This is a genomic window from Leisingera sp. SA215 (assembly GCF_055902035.1).
Genome location: NZ_JBVVXU010000006.1, coordinates 136,541 through 153,290, shown reverse-complemented (window position 1 = coordinate 153,290; position 16,750 = coordinate 136,541). Strand labels below are relative to the sequence as shown.

The following is a 16,750-nucleotide window of genomic DNA, read 5'->3' as shown; positions in this document are numbered from 1 at the left end:
TGTTCCCTCAATTAAAAACGGTCAGCCCGGTAGGGCCGCAGTGAAATGACGCTGTCGCGGCCGGCAACCAACTCCCCGACCAGCTCCGCGGTAGCGGCGGATTGCGTCAGGCCCAGGTGGCCGTGGCCAAAGGCATAAATCACACTTGCGGCACGCGGCGAGGTGCCAATGACCGGCAGCGTGTCCGGGATCGAAGGGCGAAAACCCATCCACTGGGTGCCGCCCGAGATGTCCAGCCCCGGCAGGAAACGCGCCGCCTTTTCCAGCAGCACATCGGCGCGCTTATAATTGGGCGGCAGCTTCAGCCCGCCAAGCTCCACCGCGCCGCCAACGCGCACGCCGCCGTTGATCCGGCTGACCACAAAACCATGCGCGCCGAATGTCAGGTGGGTACGCACGTCAAATGCCCCGGCAGGCAGGGTGGTGTTATAGCCGCGCTCTGTCTCCAGCGGGATGCGGTCGCCTAGGGTGCGGGCCAGCAGGTGCGACCAGGCACCCGCCGCCACCACCGCCTTGTCCGCCGTGATGCTGCCGTCCTCGCAGATCAGCTCAACCCTCGCCCCGTCCTGGATGATCGAGCGGACATTGCAGCTGAGGATTTCTCCGCCAGCTGCCAGAAACACCTGCGCCAGATGTTCGGTCCATGCTTTCGGGTCGGTTGTGTTGATCCAATCCGGCGTGAAACCCGCGTGGGTGAACCGGCGGTCGAGCCCTGGCTGGATCTCCGCGATTTCTTCGGGGCTGCGCAGCAGTTCATACTTGATCCCGTAGCGGCCGCGCAGCTCCCATCCCGGCAGACTGTCACGGAACTGCGTCTGGCCTTCATACAACTGCAACTGGCCGTCGCGTTGAATCAGCGCCTCGCCATCGGTGGCGGCAATCTGGCGTTCCAGCGCCGCCCTGGACAGATCCATCAGCGCGCTTTGCGCTGCAATGGAGGCGTCGTGGCGGTCCTGCCAGCTGGCGCGCCAGAACCGCAGCATCCAGGGCGCGATCTGCAACGCATAGCGTGGCGGGATCGACAGCGGGCCCAGCGGATCCAGCAGCCATTTCGGCGCCTTGCGCATGATGCCCGGCGCCGCCAGCGGCATCACGTCGGTAAAGGCAAAGGCCCCCGCGTTGCCCTGCGATGTTTCGGCGGCAACGCCTTTGCGATCCAGTACCCGGACCTTGTGCCCCTGCCGGGCCAGCCCGGCTGCGATGCTGATACCAACGACACCTGCGCCGATGACAACGATATCCTGCGGCATGGGATCTGCCCTCTGTTTCAAAGAAGAAGCGGGGCGGCAGAGGCGCCCCGCCAGATATTCAGACGATCCCGCCCTTGAACGGGTCATCTTGGCCGAACACCAGCGTCGCTTCTGCCATGACATAGGCCTCACCAGTGATACGCGGGATGACCCCATCCGTCGGACCGGGCTGGTAAGACAGCCTGTAGGAGCTGCCGATCACGCTTTCCAGCACGATCTCCTTGCCCACTGCCAGCTTGCCGGCTGCGGCAAGGCAAGACACGAAAGCCGAGCTTCCGGTGCCGCAGGGGGAGCGGTCATATTCATTGTCCGGACACAGCACGAAATTGCGGTGCAACGCGGCCGCGTTCGGGCTGGCGCCGCTGAGGATCACATGATCGACCGGCTGCCCTTCCGGTCCGCTGATGCCACTGCGAATGCAGGCCTCGCGGATGGCGACCGATAGATCCGTCAGCGCCGGAATGTTCGCAGCCGATACCTCCAGCGGCGACTCCGCGATGAAGAACCAATTGCCCCCATAAGCCATGTCCCCGGTGATCGCGCCATGGCCCGCAACCTCAACCGTCACATCGTGATGGATGCGGCGGCTTTCGATGTTGGTGACAGAGACGGTGTTGGCGTCATGCAGCTCCACCGTGACAACCCCTGCCGGGGTTTCGATCCTGTGGGTGCCTTGGGAAATGCGCCCCATATGCGCCAGAGTGACGGCGAGGCCGATCGTGCCATGGCCGCACATGCCCAGCACCGCATCCGCATCGAAATAGATGACGCCCGCTACGCAGTCCGGGTCCACCGGCTCCACCAGCAGCGCCGCCACCATGCCGGCCTGGCCGCGCGGCTCCAGCAGCACCGAATTGCAGAAATCCAGGTGTTCCTTGGCCAGCACCGCCGCCCGCGCGGAAAGCGGCCCCGACCCAAGGTCGGGGCTGCCCTCAAGGATCACCCGAGTGGGCATCCCGCCGGTATGGCTGTCGATTACATGCATTCAGCGATAATCCCGCCCTGCGCAGACCAATCGGCGAACCAGGTGCGGAACAGTTTGTATTGCTGTTCGCAATAGTTGCGCTGCGCATCGGTCAACTCATCGCTTTCAATGAAGTGCAGGCGGTACTCTTCCTCGCCGTTCAGAACCAGCAGGTACTTGTAGTAGAGAACCAGGTCGGTGCCCTCGTCAAAGCTGGCGAGCACGCCAAAGGCCTCTTCCAGCTCACGTGCGCGCAGGCGGGCTTCGGCGTTTCCCTTAGCCGCTTTTTGCGACAGAGCGGCCAGCAGCAGGGCTTCCTTGGGCAGTGCGGTACCGATGCCGGTGATCGAGCCGGTGGCACCACAGTTGACGAAGCCGTGGTAAACCTCGGTGTCCACACCGACCATCAGGGTGACCTGATCGTCCTTGCTGGTGATATGCTCGGCCGCGTAGCGCAGATCGTCCTTGCCGCCGAATTCCTTGAAGCCAACCAGGTTCGGATGTTCAGCGCGCAGCGCAAAGAAGAGATCGGCGCGGGTGGCGAAACCATAGACCGGGCTGTTGTAGATGATCGCGGGCACATCGGGTGCCGCGGTCAGGATCGCCTTGAAGTGGTTCTTCTGCGCGGTGGCGGATGTGCCGCGCGACAGAACACGCGGGATCACCATCAGGCCTGCAGCGCCGACCTTCTGCGCATGGGCCGCCAGGGCCACTGCGGATTTGGAGTTGATCGCACCGGTGCCCACAACGGTCGGTACACCGGCTTCGACCAGGCGCTCGACACCGGTCATGCGCTCTTCGTCGCTCAGCAGCGGCCAGTCCCCCATGGAGCCGCAATAGACCACGGCAGACATGCCGGCCGCGATCATTTCCTTGCCCTTTTTCACCAGGGCGTCGAAATCCGGGGTGCGATCCGCCTTACAAGGGGTCATGAGTGCGGGCATGGTACCCGTGAAGATATTCTGGGACATGAGTGCTCCTTTTTGAATAAGCCGCCTTTCGGGCCAGTCTGCCGAACTGAGATCCCAGCCTGGGCCGCGGCCCGATGCCACGATAACTCGCTTTGCCAGACCCGCGCTTGGAACTCACGACTCTGCAATGCAGTCTTATTATTTTTGGATCCAAAATCCAATAATTTTTAGCACCGGTGCCAAAAAACTTTAGAAGCCGGGCCAAAGCGGCGCGAGCGGCCGCGCCGATCCCCGGCCTCGGAGACGGATCCGTAACAAGACAGCCGCCCTGAACGCCGGCTGTCTTTGCGAGGTTTGCCGCCCCTGACCTTCATTATACGGAAGACAGACCGGCGCGTTTCGCGTGATCGCGGTCAGTGATTTCACGGGATCATGGGTGGAACCGGTCGACGAACCGAGGATACTCCCCTCTGAATCACAAGGAGGGGCCGGATGCCGACAGGACGTCTGACCCTGCGCCGTATAGGAGACGTATTGCGATTGAAGTTTGCCCAAGGGTTGAGTGAGCGGGCGATTGCCGCCCCGCCGGGGTTTGGGAAGGGAAGCGCCGGGACATGTTTGAGACGCGCCCGGGAAGCGGGGCTGAGCGGGCCGCCGCCCAAGGGCCGGGGCGACGGCAGTCTCGAGCTTCTGCTTTTCCCGGCGTCCCCGACCGTGCCGGACCCGGACCGCCCCATAGGCCCGCCGGACATTGAGCCAGGCATGGCGGGGGCGGTCCTCGGTCAGCTTCTTCAGCGCGGCCTTGATCATCGGCAGGGTGAACTTGGCCCGCTGTGCAGAGGTATTGAAGTAGATCGGGAGTGCTTCGGTCGCGTCGCGGTGTTCTTTCAGGTAGTCCTCGAACTCCTGCGCGATGGTTTTGGCGTTTTTATCCGCATGGCCAGATTCCAGAAGGGGATTGAGGGCTTGCTGACCAGCGGCTGGCTGGAGGTTTTGAGGGATTTGGTCACGCCCAACGCGTCAATGATGACATAGTGGGTTTTTGCCCAAGCCGACGGGGAGGCCTTGTTAAGGTCATCGGGTTTGACCACCCGGATATCGCGGCCTTTCATCTGCTCAAAGTAGTTCTTGGACTTCACGTCCCGCATGAGCAGCAGGCATTCGAGCGGTTTCACGTCGGTGCCGGTGGCGATCATGTCCACGGTGACAGCGATGCGGGGATAATACCCGTTGCGGAACAAGGTCAGCGAGGATTTGGGGTTCTTCGTGCCATTGGGAATCTTGCGGCAGAAGTCGTTGCTCTCACCGACCATTCCGTCAGAGACATCAACGTCGATTGCGAAAACGTCTGATATTTCACCGGTTGCGATGGCGACGTTTTCCTTCGGAGTGGTCATCCACTAACCTTCGGTTCGAGACCAAGCTGGAGGAGTGCTGGCCGTAGGGACTCTACACTCTTTGGTGGTTTTTGTCCGGGCGACCGTATCTGGGACGCCTGTGAATGCACGGCGGCGGGTGAGGGGGGTGAGGAAATTCGGCGGTATGGAGCTAATGGTGAAGAAAATCGACGCACGGTGAAGATTTTCGTAGCGGGTGATCTTGTCACTTGGGTGAGGAAAATCTAAGTATCCTCTGGATGGGTGAGAGATTTCGAGGCGCGGTGATGAATTTCTATGGACAAAAGCTTCCCGGGCCGGGCCGGATTGCAGGATATGGCTGGCTGGTCAGCGAGCTCGGCCTGCGCGTGCCCATGCCGCGCCGCCTGTCTCTTGTCTCCGATCGACATGAACGCCGGTCCGAGCCGGAGTGGGAGATTTTCCGAACGCAGCAATGGCCGGGTGAGGCCGTGTTCGATCACCTGATGTTTGCCATCAAGAACGAAGGCATCGATCTGCGGATCATGCATGAGACCACCAGGGTTGCGGACTCTTCCGAAATCTCCCGGGCCTTGACGGGAGCGACCGGCCTCTTTGCGCGACGGCTTTGGTTTTTCTGGGAATGGCTGACAGACGAGCAGCTGGACCTGCCCGATCTGGGGAAGGTGAAGTATGAGCCAGCGCTTGATCCGGACATCTATTTCGCCATGGTCTCCGGAGTTCGATCGGCGCGCCACAAAATCATCGACAACCTGCCCGGCACTCCGGCCTTTTGTCCGCTCGTGCGGAGGTCTTCGAGGCTTGACCAGCTGATCGCGCTTCAATTGCCGGGTCGGGCAAGGGAGGTCACCGAAAAGGCGCCGCAGCATATCGTGTCGCGCGCCGCGGCCTTCCTGCTGCTGGACGATTCCAAGGCCTCATTTGCGATCGAGCAGGAGAAGCCTGGCCCCCAGCGTGCCGCCCGCTGGGCGCGTGCGATCGGAGAGGCGGGAAGCCACCAGCTATCGAAAGACGAGCTTGAGCGCCTGCAACAGATTGTCTTGCGAGATGCGCGCTTCGTGAAGATGGGTGTTCGTAAGGAGGGCGGTTTTATCGGTGGCCACACCCGCGACGGAAATATCCCGGAGCCGTTGCATATCAGCGCCCGCCACGAGGATCTGGAAGACCTTCTGGACGGAATTGCGCTCTATGAAGCGCGGGCTCTCGAGGGCGGCGTTGATCCGATGGTGGTCGCGGCCGCGGTGTCGTTCGGCTTTGTCTATATCCACCCCTTCGAGGATGGGAACGGTCGCCTTCATCGGTATCTGCTGCACCATGTCTTGGCCCGTGGCGGGTTCAATCCAGCGGGCCTGGTCTTCCCGATCAGCGTCGTGGTCTACCGGCGCATCGAGGAATACAGCGAAGTTCTAAAGTCCGTGTCGGGGCCGATGATGGAGTTCATCGACTGGAAGCCCACAGCCCAAGGGAATGTAGAGGTGCTGTCGGACACAGCGGTGTTTTACCGCTTCTTCGACAGCACCATGCATGCCGAGTTCGTCGCCGATTGCGTCAGGGAAACGGTCGAGCGGGACCTCCCCAAAGAAATCGACTACATTGAGCGTTTTGACCGGTTCAAATCCAGTATCGACGAGATACTGGAATTGCCGGCGCGCAAGGTGGATCTGCTGCGAGGATTTCTGGAACAGGGCAATGGCATGCTATCCAGGCGCGCTTTGCGCAAGGAATTCTCGGCGCTGACCGAAGAGGAAGTCGTCCTGATCGAGGAGGCCTACGAGGCAGCCTGGTCTTCCGGGTGAATTCCTCCAGCCGATGCGCAGACGATTTAAATCTGCACGGCCGGACAATGAACTCGTTCTATGTATCTTCTTCTGAACCGCTACTCTGCCGTGCGTGGCGGGCGGTCTTATCACCGTAAACTTAAACGACCGCTGGTGCTTGTGGATTATTCGGCCCGCATAAAACAGTGTCCAAATCCTGCTCCCGCAACCAAAGATTTCAAGGGCTTAGATGCAAAACGCAGCTGAGCCCTTTTTCTCGTGTCCGCCATATGTCCGATTCTGCGCTTGGTTTGGAAGGGAAGCCGCCGGTGCCGCAGGCAGGGTCGGCGATGGTTTTCCCAGACTCGGGCAAGACTGTATTGAAACGGTCCGGGATGCTTTCGCCGTGCGGCAGCAGGGCAAGCAGCGGGCAGGGTTGCTGCAGCGCTTCGCACAGATTGCGCACGAGGCGGTAGAGATCGCCGGACCGGGACGTTCCAGTTGATGTTGTAACTTGAAGTACCCGGAGTGTCTGTTCGTGGTGCCGCTCGTCGCCCCGCGTTGTGACCTTCCAGCCTTCGGGCAAGAGGCCGCAGCGGCAGGCCGCCAGGATGAAATCCGCGTCTGCGGTCCGAAACCCGGAGAGTAAGGCTATCCTTAAGCCTCCTTGGTCAAGCCAAGATGTCCGGTCGAAATAGGGGCCAGTTCAGCTGCGAACTTGTGGCAGAAACCACGTCCTGAAGGGACGGCAGTTGATCGATCTCGCAAATCTGGTCGAGGCCTGGACCTCGCTAAACACATTTGATGACGATCTGCTCCCGAAAACCATTATGAAGCGTTAAAATCGCGACTTCGGAGAGAACCATGACCCCTAATGGACACAAGCAAAAGACTTGACACATGCCGCACTCAGAGAACCAGATTTAACAATAGCTCAAGGATAACGGGCCTGCGATCCGCAAAGTGTGCCAACAATTTGTCGCCCTGTGTCGCAACATGGATTTGCTGGAAGCGGACGTGGTCGCCATCGATGGCAGCCGGTTCAAAGCTCTGAATGCCAAAGCCAAGAATTACACGCGTGGTAAGCTGCGCCAGAAGTTGGGTGAGATCGACAAAGCAATCGATCGTTATCTTGGTGAGTTGGATCGCACTGACGCCGTGTTTGAGCAGACGGGCACGGTGCTGCCAGAAGCACGGATGGAACGCACACTTGGAACATCTGCAAAGAGAGGCGGTGCGCTACCGGTCAATTGAACAGCGCATGGACGAGACGGGCGAGACGCAGGTCTCGCTTAGCGATCCTGATGCCCGATCCATGGCGACGACGGCGCGGATGCCACGGATCGTTGGCTATAATGTTCAAACCGCTGTCGAAGCTGATAACCATCTGATCTTTGCTCATGAAGTCACGATGCTTGGATTTGACCGTGATGCTTTGTCGATGATGGCCGTGGCGGCGCAGGAAGAAATGACGACAGATCAGCTCACAGCAATCGCCGATAAGGGCTATTACAAAGGTGAGGAAATCGTCGCCAGCTAAGACGCCGGCATCTCGGTCGTTGTCCCCAAGCCCATGACATCAAACGCCGCCGCAAGAGGCCAATTTGACAAAGCCGACTTTGCATATAACTGCGACCTGGATGTGGTTTTGATGTGCGGCGCGCGTCATGCTGCGGCCCCCGACCGTTCCGACTGATGGGTCCACCTCGGCATCGGCCAGCCGCTCGGTATACCTGATGGACAGGTATTGCGATCCGCGGTCCGAGTGATGGGTCAAGCTCTTGTTTTCAAGTGGCTCTCTCTGCCAAAGCGCTTGCTCGAGCGCATCGAGTACGAACTGGGTTGTCATCGGGCTGGAGACACGCCAACCCACAATCCGCCGCGCGAAAACGTCGATCACGAAAGCGACGTAGACGGTGCCCGGCCAGGTCGGCACATATGTGAAATCTGACACCCAGAGCTGGTTTGGCCGATCGGCATGGAACGCGCGGTTGACCTTGCCGTCCGGGCCGGGCCTCGCGGTGCCGGGATTTGTCGTGACGGTCTTCTTGCCGCGCACGACACCCTGCAGCCCCATCTCCCGCATCAATCTTTCCACGGTGCAGCGCGCGACGGCCAAGTTGCCGCGCTTCAGGACATGCCAGATCTTCCGCGCGCCGTAGAGTTTGCGGTTCTCAGACCAGATCTTGTGGATCTCATCCTTCAACTCCAGGTCCCGCCGCGCCCGCCTGGATGCGAGGGAGGGTTCCCGGGCGATTGCCTTCTGTGCGTGATAGGTGGAAGGGGCGATCGGCAGCACGCGGCAGATCGGCCCGACCCCGAACTCCTCCCGGAATTCGTCAATGAAGGCAGTCATTTGCGGAACGGGCGGTCGAGCTCCGCCTGGGCAAAACAAGCGCTGGCCTTCTTCAGGATCTCGTTCGCCTGCCGCAGCTCCCGGTTCTCGCGTTCGAGTTCCTTGATGCGGGTCTTTTCTGCGCTCGTCGGCCCTGCTTCCTTGCAGGCGTCGCGCTGCGCTTGCTTGTACCAGACGCGCAGGCTGTCCGGTGAGCAGCCCAGCTTGCCGGCGATATCGCGCACCGCGGCCGTCAAGCTGCGGTAGCCATCAAGATGCTCGATCACCATCTGAACCGCCCGCTCGCGGAACTCGGCCGGGTACGGGCTTGTCGTATTCTTCTTCCTGTCCATGGAGAGCTATCCTTTGAGAGTTTTGCTCTCCGGGCAAGCCGGGGCGGTTCATGGTGGGAGGCATCCACGCCATCAACATGACCTAAGTCCACATGTAGCCGTAGGGCGTGATCTGCTCCATGAGCGACGCGTGGCAACTCCCTCCTCTGTCATCTGCCCCGGTGATGCGGCGCAGCCATGTACGGCCATAAACCTCAGCGTCAGACGCATTGACACCGCTTTGGAAGATGGCTCCTTCAGCCCAAAGCCCGCCGAGCAGCGTCGCACCGGCCAGATCGACCGGGCCATGAAACCGGGTCGCCGCACAGGAGAAGCTTGACAGGATCTCTGCGCCCGCAAGGTCCGTCTTCTGCCGCAGCACCGCGGCGTCCAGAACGCAGGTGCCGCGCATTTCCGCACCTCTCAGGCAGGCATCGCCACGAAACTCTGCGCCGTCGCACCTCAGATCATGGCCGAAGACGGCGCCGCCGCCGTCCAGCCCCTGTTCAAAGACGCAATTGCGGAACCATGTCAGGCCAAGACAGGTTGCCCCGGCGAGAGTCACCCGCCCTTCAAAGACCGATCCCGTCAGGTCAAAGCCGCAAAGGGACTGCCCCGACAGGTCCAGCGCGCCAGTGATGCGGCGGGCCCTGAGATCCAGGGCCTCGCCGGGAACGAAGGGCGCGGTCAGAGCCGCGCGCAGTTCCTGCGGAGACATCGGCGTCATGCGCTTTCCTTCTCCGCCTCCTGGGCATCCAGCGCCTTGAAATGCTCTTTGGCGCGTTTGACCATCATCTGCCGCAGGCGGGAGACACCGATATCATGCTGGTAGAGCATCTCGCGGCGGCGGGCGTCTTCGGGGATCGATTCCAGCATGGTGCGGTCCTGTTCCAGAACATGCCAGTGACGGTCTTCGAGGCTGGCCCGGTAGAGGAAGCGCCAGCTCTCCGCTGCCATACCCTGCACCTTGCGGCAGCGCCAGAAGAAGCTATGGTGCGTGTGCTCGTCGATGGGGGTGGCGAAACCGATGATCCGGAACGGCCCGCCCGGACCGGCGCCATCGGGGTAAGGAATATCGAGGCGGAAGAACATCACGCCCTCATCTATCACCACCTCGGTATAGTCGAAGTTCACGCCCTGTTGCGAGACACGCTCGATCTGGAAGCCCTTCTCGCGCTTTTCAAGCTTCATGGTGTCCTGTTTCGACCCATAGGCCAGGGTGAAACTGTCCGCATGCAGATAGGAGGCGTGCATCGGGTCGGCTGCGTTGTCGAGGCTGAAGCGGTAGTTGCAGTCCCAGTGGGTCATGCAGGGGAAGACCTGCCATTCATCCGAGACGAATTCTTCCGGCGGGGTGAACTCTGGCGCTTCGGGCCGGTCGGCGGAGGGCAGGTAGATGAACACTGCGCCACCCGCCTCGGCGGTCTCGTACGAGGTCAGCGCCTTGCGGCCTTCCAGGGCGCATTCCGGCATCGCGGGCACCCGCACCACGGTGCCGGTGCCATCCACGGTTACACCGTGGTACCAGCAGGCGATGTGGTCGCCATGAACACGTCCCAGCGACAGTTTTGCCCCGCGGTGAGGACAGAAATCCTCGATGCAATGGACATGGCCTGCGCCATCGCGCCACATCACGAGGTTCTCACCCGCGACCCGGCGCGCCAGCGGCTTGCCCGCTTTCAACTGCACCGAGGCGGCCACCGGCATCCAGAAGCCGCGCAGCCCCTGAGAGACGTATTCCTCGACACGATTGCGATTGCTTTGACTGTTCTGCATGGCTTTTCCCCCCTCAGGCGCCGATGCCGTGTTCGGCATGCGCTGCATCATGCGATGCGTTGATCTGTTTCAGTTCGGCTTCAAAGACCTCCAGGGTCCAGGCGCCGGCCTCGCCCGACGGGCGGGTGATCTTGCGGCTGTTCAGCTCGTCGACGACTTTTTCAAAATCGTGACAGCCGGTTTCATAGATGCGCTCCAGATCTTGAGCGAACCGGGTTTCCGCATCGGTCAGCGGGCGGCCTTTGGACTGGGTGCGCAGGGCGGGATCTTGCAGCATGGCGGTCTCCTTTGAGGGTGGGTTTCGGAAAGGCGGGCCGGTCAGGCCGCCTCGCTCAGTTTTTCTGCGGCAATCGCCACGGCAGCCTCGGCCCAGGGAAAGGCCAGATCCTCGGCAAGATCGTCGCCGGAAGCGTCATGCACGATGCGTTCGCCCAATTGCGTGGCCCCATATGAGGCCAAGAGTTCCGCGAGCTTGCCGCTTCCCTGATTGAAGGTTTCGTCATATTCGCTGTCGCCCAGCCCGAAGATGGCGAAATGCACACCGCTTAGATCAGGCGCCGCCGCCGCCATCGCCTCGGCAAAGGGCTGTGCCGAAGCCGGCAGCTCTCCGTCGCCATAGGTCGAGCAGACCAGCAGATAGAAGGCATCCCGGTCGAAATCGCCGGGGGCAAAATCTTCGAGATTCTGGCAATCCACCTCGTGACCGCCCTCCAGTTCCGACTGGATGTCTTCGGCCAGCATTTCGGCGTTGCCGGTTTCGGTTCCGTACAGCAGGGTAATATTCATCAGCGCAACTCCTCGCTTGCCTTGGAAAGTGCCAGCATGCGGGCACGGGTTGAGATCTTGACGCGGCAGCGCCCCTCGGGCGCGGCGGCGGTTTCGGCGGTGTCGATCCGCTGCCAGCCTTCGTAGCTGACCAGATCCGGCAGCCCCTCCAGGATGGCGCGGCCGGATTTGCCGCTGCCCTCTGCCGGGATTTCGGCCAGAATACGTTTTGCCAGCGCCTGGGCATCGGCGCGGTTTTCCGGGATCGTGCCGCGCGGGCCGCGGCGGAACCAGCCGGTGGCATAGAGACCATCACCCAGCTTGCCGCCTTCGGCGTCCGCGGCCCCCGCAACCAGCGCGTCCCGCTCCAGCGCGCCTTCGGCCCGGAACCCGATGGCGGTCAGGAATGCGGTGCAGAAAATGCGCTCTTCGCCGCCATCCGCGGTGCGGAACACGGCGGTTTCGACACGGTCACGACCTTCCAGCGCCACCGGCGTCAGGCCAAAACGGAAGGTGACCTGGCGGCGGCCGGTGCCGTGGCCGTCGATCACGGCCAAGGCGGCGAGTTTCTTGGCGGCTTCGGGATCATCGCTGTCTTCGGCACCTTCCACGCGGATGGTGACACCGGCCAGCTTGCCCAATTCCTTGACCATGACGGGATCGAACTTGGCCTGCCCCGCCTGCGAGCGGCCGATGATCTGCAGGCTCTCAATACCGCTGTCGGCGAGCCATGCGCTGACACCCGGCCCGGCGTCGGAGCCTTCCAGCTCTTCCGGCGTCTTGGCCAGCAGCCGCAGCAGGTCAATGGCAACATTGCCATTGCCCATGATCACCGGATGCTTGCCCAGCCGCGGCAGATCCGCTGCCTCGGGATGCTCGTTGATCGCCTGGGTCAGCTGGCCCGAGGCATGGACACCGGCCAGATCCTCGCCGGGGATGCCCAGGCTGCGGTCGCCCGGCAGACCGGCCGCCAGCACCACCGCATCATAGGCGGCGCGCAGATCGTCCAGCGAGATCTGTTCGTTCACAGCCAGATTTCCGATGAACCGCGCACCCTGGCGTTCGAACAGCCGGGCAAACTGGCGGATCACCCCCTTGGTGCCCTGATGGTCGGGGGCCACGCCGTAGCGCACCAGCCCGTAGGGCACCGGCAGCTTGTCGATCACATCGACCTGCAGATCCGGCTGCGCCTTCAGCAGCGCCTGGGCCAGGTAACAGCCCGACGGGCCTGCGCCCACGATGGCAATCTGTGCAGTCATGACGCCTCCAGCGCGGCACCGGCCCAGGGATGGGGGGCACCGCTCAGATCAACATAGATCGATTTCTGAGCCATGTAGGCGCGAATGCCCTCGCGGCCCTTTTCCCGGCCCATGCCGCTGTCCTTCTCGCCGCCAAAGGGCGTTGAGATCGAGAACTGCTTGTAGGTATTGACCCAGACGGTGCCGGTGGAAATCGCCTGACCGACCCGCCAGGCCTTGGGGAAATCCCGGGTCCAGAGACCCAGCGCGAGACCATAGTCATTGTCGTTCGACTGGGCGATCACATCCGCCTCATCCTCGAAGGGCAGCACGACCAGTACCGGGCCAAAGACCTCCTCGCGGCAGATCCGCGCGGTATTGGGCACCCCGGCAAGGATCGTCGGCAGGTAATAGGCGCCCTTGCCGTAGCCCTCTCCTGTTGGGGCACTGCCGCCGCACAGGACCTCGGCCCCTTCGCTGCGCGCCATTTCGACGTAACGGGCGACGCTGTCGCGGTGATCCGGATGCACCATCGGCGCCACCTGCGTGGTCTCCTCAAACGGATGACCGACCTTCAGCCGCTTCGTCGCCTCGGTCAGCCGGGCCACAAAGTCATCGTAGACCGGCTTTTCGACAAACAGCCGGGCGCCGGCGATGCAGCTTTGCCCGGTGGAGGAGAAGACGCCGAACATTACCCCGGCAACGGCCTGATCGATATCCGCATCGGCAAAGACGATGGTCGGGGATTTGCCGCCCAGCTCCAGCGAGACCGGCATCAGCTTTTCCGCCGCCTGTTTTGCCAGCATCCGCCCCGTCGAGGTGCCGCCGGTGAAGCTCACCTTGGCGATATCGGGATGTTCGACCAGCAGGTTGCCGATCTCGCACCCGGCGCCGGGCAGCACCGAGAACAGCCCCTTGGGCAGCCCCGCCGCCTCGACGATGCGGGCCAGTTCGAGGCTCACCAGCGGCGACCAGGATGCAGGCTTCAGAAGCACCGCATTGCCCGCCGCCAGCGCCGGTGCCACTTTCTGCGCATCAGAGGCGATGGGCGAATTCCACGGCGTGATGGCCGCCACCAGACCCAAAGGTTCGTAGACCGACATCGTAAGCGCGGTGCCGCGCTGAGCGGTCAGGCTGTCATCGGTGGTTTCCAGCACCGCACCGAAATAGCGGAAGGTGGCAGCCGCCGAAGCCGCGAGCGCGCCGGTTTCACGCAGGGTCTTGCCGGTGTCCCGGCTCTGGATGAAAGCAATGCGATCTGCGTTGGCTTCGATGCCATCCGCGATGGCATAGAGATAGCGCGCCCGTTCATGGGGTTTCAGGCTGCGCCAAGCAGGGTCGGCCTGCGCTGCCTTGGCACGGGCAATCGCCCGCAGCCCGTCTTCGCGCGACGCACCTTTCAGCACCCGGTTGACCGAGCCGTCGGCCGGGAAGATCGAGGTGATCTCTGCACCGGTGCCGGTTTCCCATTCGCCGCCGACAAACAGCTTGCCGTCCGGCAGGGGGATATCACTTGCATCTTTCATCGCAGAGCTCCTCAGATTGCAGACGGGCCGATCCGGTTGCGGATTTCCCGCAACACGGAATAGACGGTGGAGACAGAGGTCTTGGCGTTGCCCGCCGACGGCAGGTTCTCGATCCGCATGGAATAGCGCGCGAGCGGCGAGCTGACCTCGTATTCATGCATATTGCCGGACGCGGCAGGGTCAGCGACCAGTTCGACCCGGGTGGCTTCGAACCCGGCCCCCGCGAGGGCCAGCGTTGCCGCGACATTGGCATTCTTGGGGTAGGCTGTCGCCGCTTCACGGGCGTTGCCGGTGAAGAAGATCGCCCGTTCACCAAGGTGATCAAGATCAAGCGCTTCTTCCGCCGGGGTGCCGGTCCAGGCCTTTGGCGGCTTGATGCCGCGATAAGTCACTTCCAGCCCCCCAGCCGCGCCAAGCGCCGACAGCAGGTCGATGCCGCCGACGGCCCCGGCCGGCAGGATCAGCCGGGCATCGCCTTCCCGCGCGGCGGCGCGAAGATCCGCGTGCAGCCGGTCATCCGCCAGCGCGCCGATAGACACCAGGATGGTGTCCACCCCGGACCGCAGCACCTCGGGCAGATGGGCTTTGACCACCGCATGGCCGGCACATTCGATCAGCAGGTCCGGCCGCGCCTCCAGTAGCGCGGGAACGGATGTGACCACCTGCCGGTCCGCGGCCAGCCCGGCGAAGTCGTGCTCAAGCCGCGCTTCGGTATCTTCGGCAAACTCCGGCAGAACCATGACGGTGAGGCTGTCCAGCGGCGCATCCAGCGTGTCGTTCAGCAGCGACAGCAGCGTGGTGGCGATATTGCCGAATCCGATCAGTGCGAGATCCATCAAGTTACTCCTTGTTCCCTGCGGCACCTGCAGGGGGACCGGAAAAGGCTTCGGCGAAGGGGCCGATGGCGCACATGTCGACCTCAATCACCTGCGGACCGCGAGCGGCCAGAGCAGCTTCAAGAGCGGTCCCGAAATCTTCGACGTCGGTGACCTTCTGGTGCGGCATGGCGATCGAGGCGCAAAAGGCTTCGAAATCCGGCACCGCGACCTGGGAGTAGTGACGGCGGCTGTCGTATTGAGCGTCCTGAATGTTCTGGATCACCCCGTAAGCCTGATCATTCATCAGCACGTAGACCAGCGGCGCGCGCTCATCGACGGCGGTGATCATTTCGGCCAGCCCCAGCATAGTGCCGCCATCGCCCAGAATGGTGATTGCTTTCGGTCCGTCAGAGGCAAGCGCCGCGCCGATCCCCATCGACACGCCCTGCCCGATGCCTCCCCCCAGCGCATGCACACCGAGTTTGGGGTCGGAAATCCGCACATAACGGTTGCCGAAGGTGGAGTTCGAGATGGTGACATCGCGCACCCAGGCGTGGCCACCGGTGCTGACCTTTTCCGCCAGCACATCGGCCACCACGCTGTAGGGGCCGAGGATGTCGCGCATCCGGCCTTCGGATTGGGCGCGGGTGCGGGCGATATCGAAGGGCAGCTCCGGATCCGTGTCCAGTTTTTCCGGCAGCAGCTGCAGAAGCCGCGCCAGGGTATCGGCGGCATCGCCATGGGCGAAGACCTCAACCGGGTAGTTGCGCCCGCCCTGGCTGGCTTCGGCGTCGATCTGGATCAGCGGACGCGGCAGCGGCAGCTTGTTGTTGCGGGTCTCATTACCGCGCAGGCGGGAGCCGGCAACGATCATCAGATCGCAGCTATCATAAAGCGCCGCCGCCTCGGGCGTCATGTTGAAGGCCCCGAGCGAGCCGCTCTCCTCTTCCGAAACCACAGCGCGGCCATTGGTGGAGGTCACAATACCAAAGCCCCGGCGCATCAGTTCGGTCGCCTCTTTCCCGGCGCCGCGGGCGCCGCCGCCCAGCCAGATCATCGGCCGTTTGGCGGCTTTGACGCGCTCGGCGATCTCCTCAATGACGCTGTCAGGGGCGCGCGGCTTCTGCACTTCCGGCGCATGCACACGGGTGGCCGGATGCGCGGGCGAGCGCTGAACGTCAACAGGGATCTCAAGGCTCACCGGGCCGGAGGGGGCGGACATCGCCGACGACACCGCCGCGGTCAGCGTGCCAATGGCGCCGCCGGCATCCCACATGCGGTAGACCGCCTTGGAAACCCCGCGCAGCATCTCTGGCTGGCGCGGCACGTCGTGGATGGCGGCACGGTCGCGGTCGGCGAATTCACGGTCCACCTGGGTGGTGATATGCAGTACCGGCGAGCCTGCGGTCAGCGCCTCTGCCTGCGCCCCGGCAGCGTTGCCTGCGGCAGTTCCGGTGGAGGTCATGCAGACCCCCAGGTGCCCGGTCACCCGGGCATAGGCATCGGCCATGTTCATGGCGCCGGCCTCGCCGCGGGCAGGCACAAAGCGGATCCGGTCCTGGCGCGCCACGGCGTCGAGGATCGGCATGTTGTGGATCGAGATCACGCCAAAGATGGTGGTCACCCCGATGTCGGCCAGGTAGCGGGCGATAAAGTCCCCGACGGTTCCCGCGTCTGCAATAGGTTCCATTTTCATCTCTTT

At 62.7% G+C, this 16,750-nt stretch carries 14 protein-coding genes, 2 pseudogenes and 1 other annotated feature; of the genes and pseudogenes, 3 read left to right on the top strand and 13 right to left on the bottom strand.

Annotated elements, in window-relative coordinates; translation table 11 throughout:
- Positions 1–11 precede the first annotated feature (11 nt).
- From AC0KW6_RS09000 to AC0KW6_RS08985, 4 genes are all read right to left on the bottom strand, one after another.
- Positions 12–1,250 carry an NAD(P)/FAD-dependent oxidoreductase gene (locus AC0KW6_RS09000; RefSeq protein WP_323778876.1) on the bottom strand — a complete coding sequence of 413 codons (1,239 nt, stop codon included), beginning with the start codon at positions 1,248–1,250 and terminating at the stop codon, positions 12–14.
- A gap of 58 nt (positions 1,251–1,308) precedes the next feature.
- On the bottom strand, positions 1,309–2,235 hold the full coding sequence (locus AC0KW6_RS08995) for a 4-hydroxyproline epimerase (protein ID WP_474034723.1): 927 nt from the start codon (positions 2,233–2,235) through the stop codon (positions 1,309–1,311).
- The gene (locus tag AC0KW6_RS08990) at positions 2,226–3,185 is read right to left on the bottom strand and encodes a dihydrodipicolinate synthase family protein (protein WP_474034722.1); all 960 of its coding nucleotides are present in this window, start codon (positions 3,183–3,185) and stop codon (positions 2,226–2,228) included. The genes AC0KW6_RS08995 and AC0KW6_RS08990 overlap by 10 nt, the downstream gene beginning before the upstream one ends.
- An 827-nt stretch (positions 3,186–4,012) precedes the next feature.
- Entirely contained in the window at positions 4,013–4,522 is a 510-nt protein-coding gene (locus AC0KW6_RS08985) for a hypothetical protein (protein ID WP_474034721.1), read from the bottom strand.
- 266 nt (positions 4,523–4,788) lie between these two features.
- Here AC0KW6_RS08985 and AC0KW6_RS08980 point away from each other — a divergent pair, with 266 nt between their 5' ends.
- The 3 genes and pseudogenes from AC0KW6_RS08980 to AC0KW6_RS08970 all read left to right on the top strand — a co-directional run.
- Entirely contained in the window at positions 4,789–6,297 is a 1,509-nt protein-coding gene (locus tag AC0KW6_RS08980) for a Fic family protein (RefSeq protein WP_474034720.1), read from the top strand.
- A gap of 60 nt (positions 6,298–6,357) precedes the next feature.
- Positions 6,358–6,525, top strand: coding sequence for a hypothetical protein (locus AC0KW6_RS08975; protein ID WP_474034719.1), 168 nt, complete (start codon positions 6,358–6,360; stop codon positions 6,523–6,525).
- Positions 6,526–7,194: 669 nt separating this feature from the next.
- Positions 7,195–7,903, top strand: a pseudogene (locus AC0KW6_RS08970) (transposase); the annotation flags it as partial.
- 33 nt (positions 7,904–7,936) lie between these two features.
- On the opposite strand, the pseudogene AC0KW6_RS08965 reads toward AC0KW6_RS08970, so the two are convergent.
- The 9 genes and pseudogenes from AC0KW6_RS08965 to AC0KW6_RS08925 all read right to left on the bottom strand — a co-directional run.
- Positions 7,937–8,946 (bottom strand): annotated as a pseudogene (locus AC0KW6_RS08965) (IS3 family transposase); the annotation flags it as partial.
- Positions 8,540–8,656: a sequence feature (AL1L pseudoknot), on the bottom strand. Its footprint overlaps the pseudogene before it by 117 nt.
- An 82-nt stretch (positions 8,947–9,028) precedes the next feature.
- On the bottom strand, positions 9,029–9,652 hold the full coding sequence (locus tag AC0KW6_RS08960; protein WP_474034718.1) for a pentapeptide repeat-containing protein: 624 nt from the start codon (positions 9,650–9,652) through the stop codon (positions 9,029–9,031).
- Entirely contained in the window at positions 9,649–10,701 is a 1,053-nt protein-coding gene (locus AC0KW6_RS08955) for a Rieske 2Fe-2S domain-containing protein (protein WP_474034717.1), read from the bottom strand. Before AC0KW6_RS08955 ends, AC0KW6_RS08960 begins: the two co-directional genes overlap by 4 nt.
- Before the next feature lie 13 nt (positions 10,702–10,714).
- On the bottom strand, positions 10,715–10,978 hold the full coding sequence (locus tag AC0KW6_RS08950) for a recombinase-like helix-turn-helix domain-containing protein (RefSeq protein ID WP_024091324.1): 264 nt from the start codon (positions 10,976–10,978) through the stop codon (positions 10,715–10,717).
- A gap of 41 nt (positions 10,979–11,019) precedes the next feature.
- On the bottom strand, positions 11,020–11,487 hold the full coding sequence (locus AC0KW6_RS08945; RefSeq protein WP_323778918.1) for a flavodoxin domain-containing protein: 468 nt from the start codon (positions 11,485–11,487) through the stop codon (positions 11,020–11,022).
- Positions 11,487–12,725: an FAD-dependent oxidoreductase gene (locus tag AC0KW6_RS08940; protein WP_474034716.1), complete on the bottom strand. Its 1,239-nt coding sequence runs from the start codon at positions 12,723–12,725 to the stop codon at positions 11,487–11,489. Before AC0KW6_RS08940 ends, AC0KW6_RS08945 begins: the two co-directional genes overlap by 1 nt.
- Positions 12,722–14,230, bottom strand: a complete 1,509-nt coding sequence (locus tag AC0KW6_RS08935) for an aldehyde dehydrogenase (RefSeq protein WP_474034715.1) — start codon at positions 14,228–14,230, stop codon at positions 12,722–12,724. The genes AC0KW6_RS08940 and AC0KW6_RS08935 overlap by 4 nt, the downstream gene beginning before the upstream one ends.
- An 11-nt stretch (positions 14,231–14,241) precedes the next feature.
- Positions 14,242–15,066: an aspartate dehydrogenase gene (locus AC0KW6_RS08930; protein ID WP_474034714.1), complete on the bottom strand. Its 825-nt coding sequence runs from the start codon at positions 15,064–15,066 to the stop codon at positions 14,242–14,244.
- A gap of 4 nt (positions 15,067–15,070) precedes the next feature.
- A complete protein-coding gene (locus tag AC0KW6_RS08925) occupies positions 15,071–16,744 on the bottom strand; it encodes a thiamine pyrophosphate-binding protein (protein ID WP_474034713.1) in 1,674 nt (557 codons plus the stop codon).
- Between the last annotated feature and the right edge of the window lie 6 nt (positions 16,745–16,750).